Below are 14334 nucleotides of genomic sequence, written 5' to 3'. Positions count from 1 at the left end.
AAAGGAATATTCGAAATAACTTTTCGATATGAGTTGCAAATTCAGGTGTTTTATTAACATGGATCACAGTTTCAGAAGGAAGGTTGGAGTTCATGCTTTGTAAGGTTAAAAGGGGAAGCATTCATTATGAAGTAATCGGTGAAGGGATGCCATTAATCATTTTACACTCTATGGGAACGGACCATCGTTCTATGAAGGCGTGGCTGGAACCCATATTCAAAAACAAGCGTGGTTATCAAAGAGTGTATGTCGATCTACCTGCTCACGGGCACAGTGAGATTGATTCAACAGTTAAATCAACCGATGACATACTTTCAAACGTACTAGAGTTTATAGATATAGTGTTTTCGAATAATGAATTTGCATTGCTTGGTGCTTCATATGGGGGATATCTGGCGCAAGGGATCGTTCACATAAAAAGGAAACATGTAAAAAAAATTGTATTATTAGCTCCAGCTATTCATCATCTAAAAGAGCGAATCGTGCCTGAAAAAGTATTGCTCGAAAAGAACCATTCAATACTAAACGCACTAGATGTGGATACGAGGGTTGCTTTTGAAACCTTAATGATTTATCAAAATGAAGAGAACCTAAAATGCTTTTTAGAAGAAGTTCAACCAGGAAGACTATTAGCAAATCGTAAATTTCTAACCTCGGACTGGAGAGAGAAAGGGTATTTTCTTTCGCAGGAACCGTTTTCTGATGTATCCTGCTTACCGCAAGAAGTACTCCTTATACTCGGAAAACAAGATCATATTTGTGGCTATCAAGATTATCAGTTTATGTTGGACAAGTTCCCTCATTCAAACCGAGTGATATTGGATCTTGCAGGTCACATGTTACATATTGAGCAGCGAAGAACTGTTCAACAACTAGTTGGAGATTGGTTGTACTCAACAAAAGAAACTATAGGAGAGAACCATGGATATTCAAGAGATTATCAGCAAATTAAACAAAGAAAATAAACTGAGTTCGGACATTACTGTATATAAGCCTTTGTCTGGTGGTACCGTCAGCGAATTGTATCTCCTACAAACTTCAAATGGAGAAAAATATGCCTTGAAAATAAATAATCCAAAAATCGTTCAATCAGAGGTTCTATATCTTAAAAGCTATAATCACGTGGAGATCTTACCAGATATTGAATATGTTGAAAATACCAATAAATACTTTGTCTATTCGTTTATTGAGGGAGCTATCACTTATATCAGAGGAAACAAAAGAGAAATACTTGAAAGCTTGGTTCATGAGCTTATAAATCACTATAAGATGGCAACTGATTTTAATGGTTGGGGATGGGCAGATGAACCAACACATTCTTGGAATTCTTTTCTTATCAATAGAACAGAAGAAGCGAGGCTAATCATAGATACCTATTTAGAAAAAGATGATCATAAGCTTGTGTTTGACCTTATGGAGAAGCATAAGAAAAGTAAGATAAGCCCTTATTTACTGCATGGAGATTTAGGCATCCATAATTTTATTTTTGCTAACGTCGAGCTAACGGGAATAATAGATCCTTGTCCTGTAATCGGAGACCCTCTGTATGATTTAATTTACGCATTTTGTTCTTCACCAGATGACTTAACGATAGAAACGTTTGATGCCGCTGCAGATTGTTTAAGTGTAGGTGTGGAGCATGAAATCTTGGCAATATATGAAAACGTGCTAATTGGCTTATATCATAGGTTGGCAGCATGTAAGAAACATCATCCGAACGATTTTGATGAATACGTAAAAGCTTGGTTTTACTGGAAAGGGATACTGGAGAAGTTTAATTAGGAAGTGAATTATTTTCATTTAACAAATAATGGGCTGTATTCGCGAAACAATTAGTTTACTTTTACGACTAATGATATATAGAGTTTATTAGAGGGGGAGTAAAATGGCTAAAAAGGGTCTCATAGGTCTTGTTCTTACTCTTATACTGATTTCAGGCTTCTTTACGTACTACATCCTGAACGCTAAACCACCATCAGCAAGTGCTATAACAGAAGCAAACATCACGATTCCCGTTAAGCAAGGCAGTTATTGTTGGGATGGATTTTTAAATGGCGAGTGCAAAGATATGGTTGAACCGTTTATGATGAACGATATTGAGCCGGTTACCGTTGCGCCAAGAGAGAAAATTGAGATCTCCTATAATCGCAAGCCTGTTAAGATATCTAAAGAAGTAATGGTTTGGTCTAAAAGTCAGTCAGATCCCAAAAGTGTGAATTTGGAGGATGGAACCATTGTAGCCCCTCAAGAAAGTGGAACCTATGCGGTGAGTACGTACGGAAATTGGAAACGCGGATCAGCAAGCCATGTGTTCTTTATTAAAGTCAAATAGACGTTAAACGAAAAAGTAACCCATCAACGGTCTGTTCAGATGGGTTACTTGTATAGCTTATTTTCGTTATTATTTCTTCTTCCTTTTTTCCATTTCTTTTTTTACTAAAGGAACGACTTTGTCTTTAATTCCTTTTTGTACTTTTGGATTGCTTAGAACTTTCTTGATTTGTTCCTTCATAAATCGTGCCCCCTAAAATCGTGATAATCTTATCTTTCCCCTTTTCATATAACGGTTAAACGCGTATGTAAATAAGTAAAGCCGCCCCTAAAGGCAGCTCTTTTATTAACCGATTCTCTTTTTGTTTTTCTTGCTCTTTCGTGCTTTCTTGCAAGCCAATAAGCCATCTAAAATGCTAATAAAACTACTCAAAGAAGACACCCCCATCTATCTCATGTTGAGAAAAGAATAAGAATCTCAATAATCCCTATTCTCTATATCTTATGCCGAGCTTGTCTTATTGGATTGGACATTTGGTGAATCTAGTAAAAATGAATGGAGAAGGAATAGTTTGTTGCTTATCGAAATTAATGCTAGATGCTTGTTTTGATAAGTGGGGTGGCAGCAATGGAAGAAGATCTTCAAAAAGTGAAACTACGTATAGAAAAACGGTTAGTACAATTGGATGATCAGAACAGAACTGACGCACCATTTAACGATGCCATGGATCATTATGGAAAGATTGAAGGCTATCCAACTAACAATATTTCCAAAGTGAATTTGCAAGGCTTTCCTATGCCAATCCGTGTTCTCGGCTACTTTTTTCTTGGAACGATGGGTGTGGGGATGATTACGGTTCTACTTTTATCGCTGTTTAAATAATTCATTATATATACTATGGTGAGGTGTTCTGAAATGAATAAACGTGTACAATTCGACTTTGAAATCGACTTTTCGAATGGCGGAGGGTTACAAGGTCAAGAATTCCGTCTAGATCTGCATGGTGAGGATATTTCCGATGAAGAGCTGGCAAAGTATATTGTTGAGGATATGCGACTGCTGATGGTTGGGGAGGTCAGGATCTTAAACAAGAAGATCATTGAAGAAAAGCATAAACGAAAATCGTAAGTGATTTTATTAATTTTCTTAATTCTGGGGGTTACATGTTGAGTACTACCTATGTAAATTGGGGAGAATCATTAGTTAAATTAACTTGGGAAAGGTCGACGATACTTCCTCCATATCACTTAATTACAAGTGTTCACGGATTTTGTTTCAAAGAAGATAAGTTATTATTGGTAGACTTGAAACATAGAGGATGGGACTTTCCCGGAGGTCATATTGAGCCAGGTGAAACCGCTGAAGAGTGTTTCAGAAGAGAAGCACTTGAAGAGGGATATGTTGAAGGTGAGTGTAAGATAGTTGGTTATATTATTGTGAATCACAGTGAGAATCCACACTGGACGGAAAGTAGTAACTATCCCAAAATTGGCTATCAAGTTTTTTACAAAATGGATGTAACAAAAACGCTACACTTTGAGGGGGCTTTTGAAGCTTCTCAACGTACGTTTATAGATTCTAGCAGGATTACATCTTACTATTCTAAATGGAACGCTGTTTATCAAGAGATTTTAGACTGTGCGATTCAGCAATAAAGGCCCTCTGATTAGAAGGCCTTTTCTTTTATGTTTTAAAAAAACATCACGAAAATGCTTCCGAATATTGAACAACACCAGTAACATCAGCTAAAGAATTCTCCGTTAACTCAAGAGCCATAAAGACTTCATCAGGAACATCAAAAGGAGCTTGAATTTTCCATGTGCTAGCTCTCTTGAATCCAAACTTCGGATAATAATCTTGATGTCCTAACACGATGACGGATTGATAGCCCAACTCCTTGGCAAAGGTTATCGCAGCTTTTATGAGTAGACTCCCAATCCCTTTATATTGATATTCTGGAATAACTGATACAGGTGCAAGTGCCAGTGATTCAACCTCTTTTTTCTCGTTAACAATTTTCACTTTTGAAAGCAGAATATGCCCAATGATCTCTTGTCTGCTGTTTTCAGCAACTAAAGAAAGTTCAGGTACAAATGCTTCTGTCTTCCTTATACGGTTCACTAGTACATGTTCTTTCTTATCACTAAATTCCTCTGATTCAAATGCACTTCTAACGACTTCTTCCGTCTTTTTATAATTTTCCGTGCGTTCGAGGCGAATTTTTATATCCATTTATAGTCTCCTCATCTTTTCTAATAAACTCTTATTTTCTATAAATGGCACCTTCTTCATAGGCAAGAAGGTTTACTTACTCAGCTCTAAACATAAGTGGTTCAAACAAAAACCTCCATATGAAATATGTTCTATCGTATTAAGTTTCTGATCTCCCGTCAACATGAGAAAATGGTTCATGAAGTTAGCTTTTACAAAAGGAAAAATTGTGTTTACATAGAAATGATAGATGTTGATGAATTGTAGAACGTTGTGGGGGTTAAACGATGTCAAAAGATATGTTAAATCCGAAAGTAGAAGAATTTTTGAAAGATGCAAAATCGTGGAGGGAAGAGTTTGAGCAGTTGAGAAGAATCGTGTTAGACTGTGGCCTCTCCGAAGACTTTAAGTGGATGCACCCGTGCTACACGTTAAACGGAAAGAATATCGTTTTAATACATGGATTCAAAGAATATTGTGCTTTACTGTTTCATAAGGGTGTTCTGTTGAAAGACGAAAAGAAGATCTTGATTCAACAAACAGAGAATGTTCAATCAGCGCGTCAAATTCGATTTACGAATGTTCAAGACATATTAGATATGGAAAGCACGCTTAAGGCTTACATTCATGAAGCGATTGAAGTAGAAAAATTAGGATTAACAGTGCAATTGAAGAAAACAGCCGATTACTCAATACCCGTTGAATTTCAGGATAAAATGGACGAGATCTCTGATTTGAAAGAATCTTTTGAAGCTTTAACACCTGGAAGACAAAAAGCGTATATCCGATATTTTGCTGAAGCCAAACAGTCTAAAACTCGCGAGGCTCGTATTGAAAAATATATGGACCAGATCCTTGATGGAAAAGGGTTGAATGATTGTACATGCGGTTTATCCAAACGTATGCCAAATTGCGATGGCTCACATAAAACTATTCAATAAAAAGATATGGTTTGTGAAGTAAAAGGAGCAAACGATATGTCTAGGTGGAAGACGAGATTAGTATTTACATCAAGAGGAACATTTGAAGTATTTATTAAAGGTAAGGGGCGGCCGTTCTGTGTAACTCATCACTATTCGGAGTTTAATGATTCTGGTGATTACTTTGCGGACTCTTTTACCGATCGTTATAAGGTGTATCTTGTTAACCTGAAAGAATCGGGAAACTCTACTAAAATAACTTATCCTCATGAGTTGAGCATGTTTGATGCGGTATATGATCTAGAAGCGATTAGAGAAGCATTAGGTATATCAACTTGGACGTATGGTGGACACTCAACAGGAGGTATGATCGGATTGTTGTATGGTATCCACTTTTCTGCAAGCCTGTCCTCTCTCATTATCGTCGGATCAGCAGCGAGAAAATATGCGAATTCTTCTCCTGCGTGTATCTATCATGGGGAACATCCGAAGTTTAATCTCATGCAGGAGCTTATTGAAGCGCTTAAGGATCCCCATTTGTCTCCAGTCGAAAGGGCTAGGATTTCAAAAGAAAGAACAAAGCTTTCACTACATAAGCCAGAGAAGTATGACGAGTATTTTTCTTTACCTATTTCGAAAAAAATGTCTGCATCTCGTATGAATTTCTTTATTAGAGAAGAAATGATTTTCGATGTTACAAGGCAACTACGTAACATAATGACACCTACATTAATAATGGGTGGAGAGCATGATGTACAGTGTCCAATCTCGTTTTCGGAGGAAATAAAAGAAGGAATTCCGCATTCCACCTTCGTTCGTTTCAATGAAAGTAATCACTATCCATTTCTTGAGGAAGCACAGTTGTTTAAAATGGAAATTCAGCAGTTTATGAATAAGATTTTGTAAGAATTGTTTGGAGAGAGTTATGTATTCACATATGCCACCGAATTATACGTGTCCTTTTTGTTTAGTAGTACAAGGATTCGAGGACCCCAACAACAAATTGGTTCAAAGCAAGCAACAAGATATTGTTTATCAGGATGAGCATGTGACCGCACTCGTCGCAACGTTATGGTGGCCGAACAACAAAGGTCATGTGATCATCATCCCGAATGGTCACTATGAGAATATTTTTGATCTGCCACTCGATATTGCTGCTCACATCCATAAGATTGCTCAGCAAGTATCTTATGCACTAAAGGATTGCTACAAGTGTGACGGAATCTCTACAAGGCAGCACAACGAACCAGGTGGAAGTCAGGATGTATGGCATTATCACCTGCATGTGTACCCACGTTATTTTAACGACAATCTATATCTCACCCATGGCAGTCTTAGCGATCCAGCTGCCCGTGCCATTTATGCAGCAAACCTTAGAGAATGGTTCAGGCACATACATACTTAAAACGCTAGTCATTACATAAAAAAAAGAGGATGTCATTCATGAATACACTTACCGAGTTAAAAGAGATTGAAGCTTATTTACTGAAGAAATATGATTGCCACACCATCATCTTGTACGGATCTTACAGTCGTGGAGATTATACAGAAGAAAGCGATGTTGATCTAATATGCTTTTCAGATTCCGTTACCGAGGATACGAATGAGGTTGAATTTATAGATGGAAAGCAGCTAGATGCGTGGATCTATCCGACAGACAAGATGAAGCAGTCTGAACCGTTTCTGCGTGTAAATAAGGGAGAAATTCGGATTAACAAAAAAGGGTTAGCGGAAGAGTTCTTAGCTAGAATACATAACACTTTTGAGCAAGGTCCGAAACAATTGACTGATGATGAAAAAGACTTCTTGAAAAGTTGGTTGAAAAAGATGCAGGTGAGATCGGCTAAGAACGACTTAGAAGGAAACTATCGATTTCATTGGATGCTAAAAGACAGTTTAGAAATCTATTTTGAATTAAGAGGTGAATGGTTTTTAGGTCCTAAAGTATCTTTTCTATGGTTGAAAGAGAACGACCCTAAAGCTTTTGATCTTTTTAACCGTGCACTATCAACGAATGCAAAGGATAAAAGTTCTAAAGAATTAATTGATTACCTTTGTGAGTTGTAAAAGTGAGAGTAAATTACGAGTTTATAAATCTTAATGGGTATAATTTTGTTGATTTTATTTACGTGACCGAAGAAAAGCTTGAGGATTTCGGTCCACTTTCTGGCTCCTTTGCTGTAATTAAATGCGAGGGTAAATTTCTGATGGGCTTTAACTCTTTACGACGACAGTGGGAGTTGCCGGCAGGAAAGAGAGAATCGGGTGAAACACCAAAAGAATGTGCAGCTAGAGAGTTATTGGAGGAAACAGGACAAAGGGTTACAGAACTGAGTTTAGTAGGTTTAGTCGTTTCAAAACATATTGGAAATGGATCTCTTAAACGAAATCCCGTATATTTTTCTGAGGTCGCACAATTGCAGCCGTTTGTAGAGAATGATGAAACCACAAAGATCATACTTTGGGATATGGTACAACAGATTGGTAAAGTGGATGCACTAGACCTGAAAATAATAGCGTGTATGAATGGAACTTCAGCTAATAGCTAGACTACTAAAAACACCTATCTATCTTTGATAAGAAGAATGGATAGGTGATTTTCGTTTTACTTTAGACAGTAGCTTGCTCTATGTCTGACTTTATTTCTTGAAACCATTTTAAGTTTACTAAATGGTGAGAACGAGAATTTTCGTTCATACGTCGAAAATAATCAATCTTGCCAGGTGATTCCTTATGGTTCGCTAAGTATTCATCAAGAAGGGCAATTCTGGCTTCAGTTTGTTCAATCTGAGATTGGATACATTGCAATAATTTATTTTTATCGAATACATCTGCAAATAATAACGTCCCATAGATTGGTAATTTTACATATTCGGTTTTCGTTCCATATTTGGTCATTAACTTATTAAATTCTTCTAAGCCCAAAGACGTGATTTTAAAGGTATGAATGTCACGACCGTTGTTCGGACGTATGTGTTGTGTTTGTTCAATCCAACCTTTTTCTTCAAGTTGTTGCAAATTGTAATAAAAGGATCCTCTCGTAAAGTTAACGATATATTGATAATGTCGTTTTTCCATTAAACTTAAGAGTTCATATCCATGAGCGCCAGGGTTTTGTATAAGTAATCCAAGGATTAGTAAGGGAATCAAGATTGCATCACCACCGCCATATTTGCTTCAAATTCAGCGTATGTGATTTTACCTAGAGCTAAATCCATACTGTGAATATAAATTTGTTCCGTTTTCGAATAGTTATTGTTTATTTTTAGGGATTGATCCTCATCCTTTAGGGGCTCTAAGATATGACACTTTTTCGAAAATGCGGAGTAATAACGAAAGCCAAATTTTCGTTGTGAAACAGCGTTCAAATGAATACCATCCGGATTGGAAGTTAAACCTTTTGCCGATACAAAATAACAATTCTGCTGCTCATGAGCGAATCGCCGTAATTGTTTGTTGATCTCCTGAAACTCTGATGAGTACTTTCCGAAGCCTGTTTTTCCTAAGAAATCCCCTAGCTCACCAATCATTAATGGAACTTGTTGAAGGTTTAACTCTTTACGTAAAGTTTCAATGATCAGAGATAGCTTTTCGTAGTACGTTTCATGTAGAGAATTTTGGCTATCACTTTCCCCTTGATGCCAAAGAATGCCACAAATTTGACTACTTTCCAGAGCAAATCGAGCTTCAGACAAGGCATGTTGAAAAAGAGTACCTTGTGGATGCCAATCGTCCAAGGAACTGCCACCTTCCGCACATGGTATCAAACCAATTTGTTCATCCTGGTTGGCTTTTGCAAATGCCTCTGCAAAGGATGCTGCTAGACTTACACCAGCAACAGGACGGTCATAATTAATGGGTTCTGTCATCATTTGCCACTGTCCGTTGCGCAGCATTTTTATTTTTTCATTATAGATCGGTTCTACCTCATGCAAGAAGCCTCGACCTGCCATATTCGATTGTCCTAACATTAAAAATGATTTAATCATTTCAGCTTCATTCCTTTACCTAAATAGTCTAATTAGACTTGTTTATTATAATAAAGTCTAATTAGACTATCGTCAACTTGCTATTGCTTGTCATTTGTTAATATAGAATTTCAGCGAGTATATCAATCTCTACCAGTCAATACTTTTGTTATTACCGTATAAGCTAGTAGCAATTAATTTACATGAGTATAATTTTTTGAGAAAGTAGAGTTACTATGTAGATGATTATAAAAATAATGAGGTAGGATAAAAATATGATTGCAAAAACAGAAGAAGATTTTAATGGTTTGAAGGAAATTGGCAGAATTATTGCCTCAATTAGAGACGAATTAGTACAAAGAACAATTCCTGGAATAACGACGAAAGAACTTGATGAAATAGCCGGAGAACTTTTAGAAAAAGCAGGTGCAGTTTCAGCTCCTAAAGGTGAATATGACTTTCCTGGGTTTACGTGTATCAGTATCAATGATGAAGTGGCTCATGGTATTCCAGGTCAAAGGGTTATTCAAGAAGGGGATCTTGTAAACATAGATGTATCTGCTTCAAAGAACGGTTATTTCGCTGATACTGGAATCTCATTTGTTGTAGGACAAGGCGATGAAGTATTAACTAGATTATGCGATGTTGCGAAAAAGGCATTTGAAGCAGGTCTTAAGAAAGCTAAACCGGGTTCCAAAAAAAGCAGAATCGGAAAAGCAGTATATGAAACAGCGAAACAGCATGGATTCACGGTTATCAAAAACCTTACAGGACATGGTGTGGGACGTAGAATACATGAAGAACCAGACCATATTTTAAACTATAACGATCCATGGGATCATGAATTATTAAAAGATGGAATGGTTATCGCATTCGAACCATTTATATCAACCTTGGAAGAAGAAGTTTTCCAAAAAGAAGACGGTTGGACTTATGCTACCGAAAAAAGCTATGTGGCACAAGTAGAACATACAATTATCCTTACTAAAGAAGGCCCGATCATTATCACACTTTAATTCAGCCATGAAGTTTTAAATTTAAAACTTTCGTGTGCAGGAAACATGTTAGTTAAATTAATTAAAAATCCACCATCAACACACTGTTATTTTTAAGTAATCAGTGTGTTTTCTTATGGGAAAGGTAAAACTTTTTCATACTTTAGAGAGATTATGGAATAAGAAAGGATTTGAATTTGTGCATCTAGAACTTATTAAGTTATTCAGCAATCGTATGAGAAAATAGATATCGACAGTACAGAATCAAAGAACGATACAAAAAATTAGACTTTGAAAAACAGATAGCAAACAAAAAAATATATTATTGTTATAGGAACAATTAGTACGTAAAATGATGTTTGGAAGAAAGACAGGGGATATTTTCGTGTTAGTATTTTCACTTCATATTTTGATAAGTTTCATGGTGTTAGGGATAACATTGGTTCCAGCTCAAATAGTAGAATTTAAAAGAATTGGTTTAAATAACATGGTTGCGATAATTGGATTATCAGGCATTTTTTTAGTGGGTACAGGGATTTTCATTGGGATAGGAGAGTCTTTACATACTTATATTTATATAACGTTGTTTTTACAATTACTTATCCTATGTCTTTTCTATATACTCTATCGCCTTTTTAAAAAAGTGGGGTATTCAAGTTTAATAAATAGCTGTTCCATTAGCTTAACTATAATTAGTTATTTAACTTATGTTTACTATATTATAGGGAGCTTTTTATATTAATTGTTGTTTTTATGGAGCCTATACAACGGAAGTTATCGTACATAATACTAACGCCACTTATTCGACGTAATCGGCAAGTAAAATGTCGTCCTTTGCTAGTTACAGAGCGACATTGGATAGGTAATGTTATAACTGTACCTTAGTCAAAGCGAAAAATAGTGTAGAAAGCAATAGGAAGGACCTATATGTATGAAGTCTCATTCTCGAATAAAAATACCGGCAGGATTTTGGATAGGATTAAAACAACTGGGGATTGCCGCCCAGGATGTGGTTAGAAAAGCACGACTTCCGCTCACCATTATTACTGAACCTGATGTCACCTCCGCTCAATATTTGGCGATCTGGCAAGCTTATTCCGATCTCATTGATGATAATGCAAAAGGAATTATCAAGCTTACGACTGGTTTTGAAACAGCGCATTACCCTCCTAGCATTTTAGCTACTTACCACGCTCGTGACTACCGTGATGCTCTAAAGCGAATGGCCAGGTACAAACAACTTTGCCCACCTGAAAGTTTACGTATCATCGAGGAAGGTGAGCACTGTACAATCGAACTGGATTGGTTGGATCTTGATCAACCCGTTCCGCCTCTGCTGGTTGGTATTACGCTAGCATTTCTTCTGGAACTTGGCCGCAGGGGCACAGGTCAACCTTTGACGGCGAGGTCCGTCGAATTTTCACACGTTATAGGCGATGTACAGTTACTTGAAGCTTACTTTGGCTGTCGTATCCGGTTAGGTGCAAATTGTAACAGGTTGACCTTACATAGAGGAGATCTGGATCGCCCCTTTGTTTCGTACAACGCGGAGTTACTGGAGATTCTGACTCCCGTACTAGACCAATCGTTGAATGAGCAGAAACGCAGTCACTCAACCACCGATATGGTTAAGTGGATTACGAAACGGAACTTAACAGGAGGGCGTCCCGATATTCAGGCTGTCGCTAGCGAGTTGGGGATGAGCGATCGTACCTTGCAGCGCAGGCTTACTGACGAAGGGACGAAGTTCAAGCATCTTTTAACACAAGTGCGACATGAGCAGGCACGAGAGTACTTGGCAGACCCCTCGCTCGATATTAAAGAAGTGGCATTCCTGATTGGCTATGAAGACCAGAACTCGTTCTACCGTGCCTTTCGCCTTTGGGAAGGTGATACTCCTTCAAATTGGCGTAATGAACATTTGGCGATAAATTAATTCTATTATTAGCACAAAGTGAATAAGAGGAGAAATATATCATGGATATGGAATTAAACAATAAAACAGCATTAGTTACTGGGTCAACGAAGGGTATAGGTAAAGCAATTGCCATTGAACTTGCTAAAGAAGGTGTTAATGTTCTAATTAATGGACGAACTTATGAAGAGGCAGAACGAGTTGTAAATGAAATTAAATTAGATTTTCCAGCTACCTCTCCTCAAAATGCCACTGCCGATATTGTGGATATTCAACAAAGAGAAGCTTTATTTAGGAAATACCCCAATATTGATATTTTAATTAACAATATGGGGATTTATGAAATCATGCAATATGAGGACGTAGACGATGAAGTATGGGAAAAATATTTCCGTACTAATTTTCTTGCGGCAAATGGATTATCTAAATTTTATTTACCTAAAATGCTGAACAATGATTATGGCCGCATTATCTTCATTGCGAGTGAAGAAGCAATGATGCCTTCAGGACAAATGCCTCAGTATTGTACAACAAAATCAATGCTATTATCATTATCAAAAAGCTTATCTAAATTAACAAAAGGAACAGAAGTAACAGTTAATACAATCATGCCAGGACCAACGCTCTCTGAAAATGTATATCAAATCATTGAGGGAATCTACCCAAATGAAGACATGAATTTTTCAGAGAAAGAGAAAGAATTTATGACTACAAACCTACCTCAATCTGAAATTCAGCGATTTATCAGACCTTCTGAAATAGGTAGATTAACTACATTTGTTTGCAGTCCCTATGCATCCGCGTTTAAAGGAGCTCCCATACGTATGGATGGGGGAATGGTACCGACTATTTTTTAATTTCTATAACTAAAAGTAATTCTGTGAGTTTGCAGACACCTATATGTCTGCAAACTCTTCTTTATTATTAAGCTCTGTTAAAGGTATATTGGTAATCTTAATAATGTAAAAATCACATTTAAAAAGAACACTAAATACAGAAAATATCCTTTTGTTATGAGCTATACTAGAGATTGGATATATAGAATATGATTTAAATAGAAGTGGAGTTTTCTTATGCCTAAAATTGACAATATGCTAGCCGTTTTATGGATGCTTCGGTCAAGTGAAAAAGTCACTGCCAAACAGATCTCAGAGAAGTTAGAGCTCAATATTAGGACGGTGTATCGGTATATCGATACCCTTTCAACAAGTGGTGTACCTATCATTTCAGATTCTGGACATAATGGTGGATACTCTCTATTGAACCATTTTATAGAGGCTCCTCTTTTCTTTGATATTGAAGAGCAAACGTCACTGTTTCACGCAGCTGTTTTTGCAAGTGAAGCGGGCTATTATGGAGGGGAAGCACTCAATAGAGCGGTATCCAAACTAGGTAGATACTCAAATCCAGAGCAGGAAACACAGAGAAACCAACATTTATCAAGTCTTGAAGTAATCAGTCGATTACATTCATCCTCTGTAGAATCTACATTAAAAGCGCTGGAGACTTCAGTAGCTGATGAGTATTCCGTAAAGATTACCTACCAAAATAGTAAAGAGAATCAATCAAGTGATAGATTGATAGATCCGTACAGAATCATCTATTGGAATAGGAAATGGTATGTAATCGGCTTTTGTCATCTTAGGAAGGAAGTTCGGAGTTTTAGAATAGATCGCATCGAAAGGCTAATACAAACCGAAGACAAGTTTATTAGGCCAGAAGATTTTTCAGCCTCCGACTTTTTTTTGAAGAATCTACTGCCGACTCTAGAAGATAAAGATAAGAGCACAACTTTAGTTATTAATGGGAGTACACCTGCCTTGGGAGATATTTGCCAACATTGGTTTTTAGGACATTATTTACAGAGTCAGTCATCCCATCAAGCAACATTTCTTCTGGAAAAAGATATATTACATACATATGTTCCTCACATGCTTTTACCATACGGTACATCTATTGAAGTGATTGAGCCCATAAGTCTTAAGAAAAGGATTATTGAGGTCCTGTCAGATCTAATAAACTTTCATCAAGTATGATAACTTCCCTGACGTTA

The 14334-nt window shown here is 36.9% G+C and carries 18 protein-coding genes; 15 read left to right on the top strand and 3 right to left on the bottom strand.

The features are described from left to right. Nucleotides 1-92: 92 nt before the first annotated feature. From HU823_RS02845 to HU823_RS02820, 6 genes are all read left to right on the top strand, one after another. A complete protein-coding gene (locus HU823_RS02845) occupies nt 93-965 on the top strand; it encodes an alpha/beta fold hydrolase (RefSeq protein WP_197221078.1) in 873 nt (290 codons plus the stop codon). Beyond that, the gene (locus HU823_RS02840; RefSeq protein ID WP_197221077.1) at nt 922-1782 is read left to right on the top strand and encodes an aminoglycoside phosphotransferase family protein; all 861 of its coding nucleotides are present in this window, start codon (nt 922-924) and stop codon (nt 1780-1782) included. The genes HU823_RS02845 and HU823_RS02840 overlap by 44 nt, the downstream gene beginning before the upstream one ends. Nucleotides 1783-1885: 103 nt before the next feature. After that, on the top strand, nt 1886-2332 hold the full coding sequence (locus HU823_RS02835; RefSeq protein ID WP_197221076.1) for a hypothetical protein: 447 nt from the start codon (nt 1886-1888) through the stop codon (nt 2330-2332). 567 nt (nt 2333-2899) lie between these two features. Further along, nucleotides 2900-3154 (top strand): hypothetical protein, encoded by a 255-nt coding sequence (locus HU823_RS02830; RefSeq protein ID WP_231607244.1) that lies wholly within the window; start codon nt 2900-2902, stop codon nt 3152-3154. 33 nt (nt 3155-3187) lie between these two features. Next, complete coding sequence (locus tag HU823_RS02825; RefSeq protein ID WP_144699669.1) at nt 3188-3400, top strand: cyclase; 213 nt, start codon at nt 3188-3190, stop codon at nt 3398-3400. Between the two features lie 38 nt (nt 3401-3438). Continuing rightward, nucleotides 3439-3927 (top strand): NUDIX hydrolase, encoded by a 489-nt coding sequence (locus HU823_RS02820; RefSeq protein ID WP_197221376.1) that lies wholly within the window; start codon nt 3439-3441, stop codon nt 3925-3927. A 46-nt stretch (nt 3928-3973) separates the two neighbouring features. Here HU823_RS02820 and HU823_RS02815 read toward each other — a convergent pair whose 3' ends face one another. Then, nucleotides 3974-4504, bottom strand: a complete 531-nt coding sequence (locus HU823_RS02815) for a GNAT family N-acetyltransferase (RefSeq protein WP_197221075.1) — start codon at nt 4502-4504, stop codon at nt 3974-3976. Between the two features lie 266 nt (nt 4505-4770). On the opposite strand from HU823_RS02815, the gene HU823_RS02810 reads away from it, so the two are divergent. Genes HU823_RS02810 through HU823_RS02790 form a run of 5 tightly spaced genes read left to right on the top strand, consistent with a single transcriptional unit; the run spans nt 4771 to nt 7952 of the window. Beyond that, complete coding sequence (locus HU823_RS02810; RefSeq protein ID WP_197221074.1) at nt 4771-5424, top strand: DUF1801 domain-containing protein; 654 nt, start codon at nt 4771-4773, stop codon at nt 5422-5424. Nucleotides 5425-5460: 36 nt separating this feature from the next. Beyond that, nucleotides 5461-6309 (top strand): alpha/beta fold hydrolase, encoded by an 849-nt coding sequence (locus HU823_RS02805; protein WP_197221073.1) that lies wholly within the window; start codon nt 5461-5463, stop codon nt 6307-6309. Nucleotides 6310-6328: 19 nt separating this feature from the next. After that, nucleotides 6329-6808 (top strand): HIT family protein, encoded by a 480-nt coding sequence (locus tag HU823_RS02800; protein WP_197221072.1) that lies wholly within the window; start codon nt 6329-6331, stop codon nt 6806-6808. A 38-nt stretch (nt 6809-6846) separates the two neighbouring features. Continuing rightward, nucleotides 6847-7470 (top strand): nucleotidyltransferase domain-containing protein, encoded by a 624-nt coding sequence (locus HU823_RS02795; RefSeq protein WP_197221071.1) that lies wholly within the window; start codon nt 6847-6849, stop codon nt 7468-7470. Nucleotides 7471-7472: 2 nt separating this feature from the next. Then, a complete protein-coding gene (locus HU823_RS02790) occupies nt 7473-7952 on the top strand; it encodes an NUDIX domain-containing protein (protein WP_370630012.1) in 480 nt (159 codons plus the stop codon). Between the two features lie 61 nt (nt 7953-8013). Here the strand turns inward: HU823_RS02790 and HU823_RS02785 are convergent, their stop codons facing one another. Then, nucleotides 8014-8553 (bottom strand): PadR family transcriptional regulator, encoded by a 540-nt coding sequence (locus HU823_RS02785; RefSeq protein WP_197221070.1) that lies wholly within the window; start codon nt 8551-8553, stop codon nt 8014-8016. Then, nucleotides 8550-9392, bottom strand: a complete 843-nt coding sequence (locus tag HU823_RS02780; protein ID WP_197221069.1) for a sialate O-acetylesterase — start codon at nt 9390-9392, stop codon at nt 8550-8552. Before HU823_RS02780 ends, HU823_RS02785 begins: the two co-directional genes overlap by 4 nt. Before the next feature lie 254 nt (nt 9393-9646). Here HU823_RS02780 and map point away from each other — a divergent pair, with 254 nt between their 5' ends. The 4 genes from map to HU823_RS02760 all read left to right on the top strand — a co-directional run bounded on the left by map (nt 9647) and on the right by HU823_RS02760 (nt 14317). Further along, nucleotides 9647-10387, top strand: a complete 741-nt coding sequence (gene map, locus HU823_RS02775; protein ID WP_197221068.1) for a type I methionyl aminopeptidase — start codon at nt 9647-9649, stop codon at nt 10385-10387. A gap of 910 nt (nt 10388-11297) precedes the next feature. After that, nucleotides 11298-12302 carry a helix-turn-helix transcriptional regulator gene (locus HU823_RS02770; protein ID WP_197221067.1) on the top strand — a complete coding sequence of 335 codons (1005 nt, stop codon included), beginning with the start codon at nt 11298-11300 and terminating at the stop codon, nt 12300-12302. A 41-nt stretch (nt 12303-12343) separates the two neighbouring features. Then, nucleotides 12344-13138: an SDR family NAD(P)-dependent oxidoreductase gene (locus tag HU823_RS02765; protein WP_197221066.1), complete on the top strand. Its 795-nt coding sequence runs from the start codon at nt 12344-12346 to the stop codon at nt 13136-13138. Nucleotides 13139-13354: 216 nt separating this feature from the next. After that, a complete protein-coding gene (locus HU823_RS02760; protein WP_197221065.1) occupies nt 13355-14317 on the top strand; it encodes a helix-turn-helix transcriptional regulator in 963 nt (320 codons plus the stop codon). The last annotated feature ends 17 nt before the right edge of the window (nt 14318-14334 follow it).

It is taken from the genome of Fictibacillus sp. 18YEL24 (assembly GCF_015903855.1).
Taxonomy (GTDB): domain Bacteria; phylum Bacillota; class Bacilli; order Bacillales; family Fictibacillaceae; genus Fictibacillus; species Fictibacillus phosphorivorans_C.
This window is presented reverse-complemented; position numbering and strand designations above follow the sequence as displayed.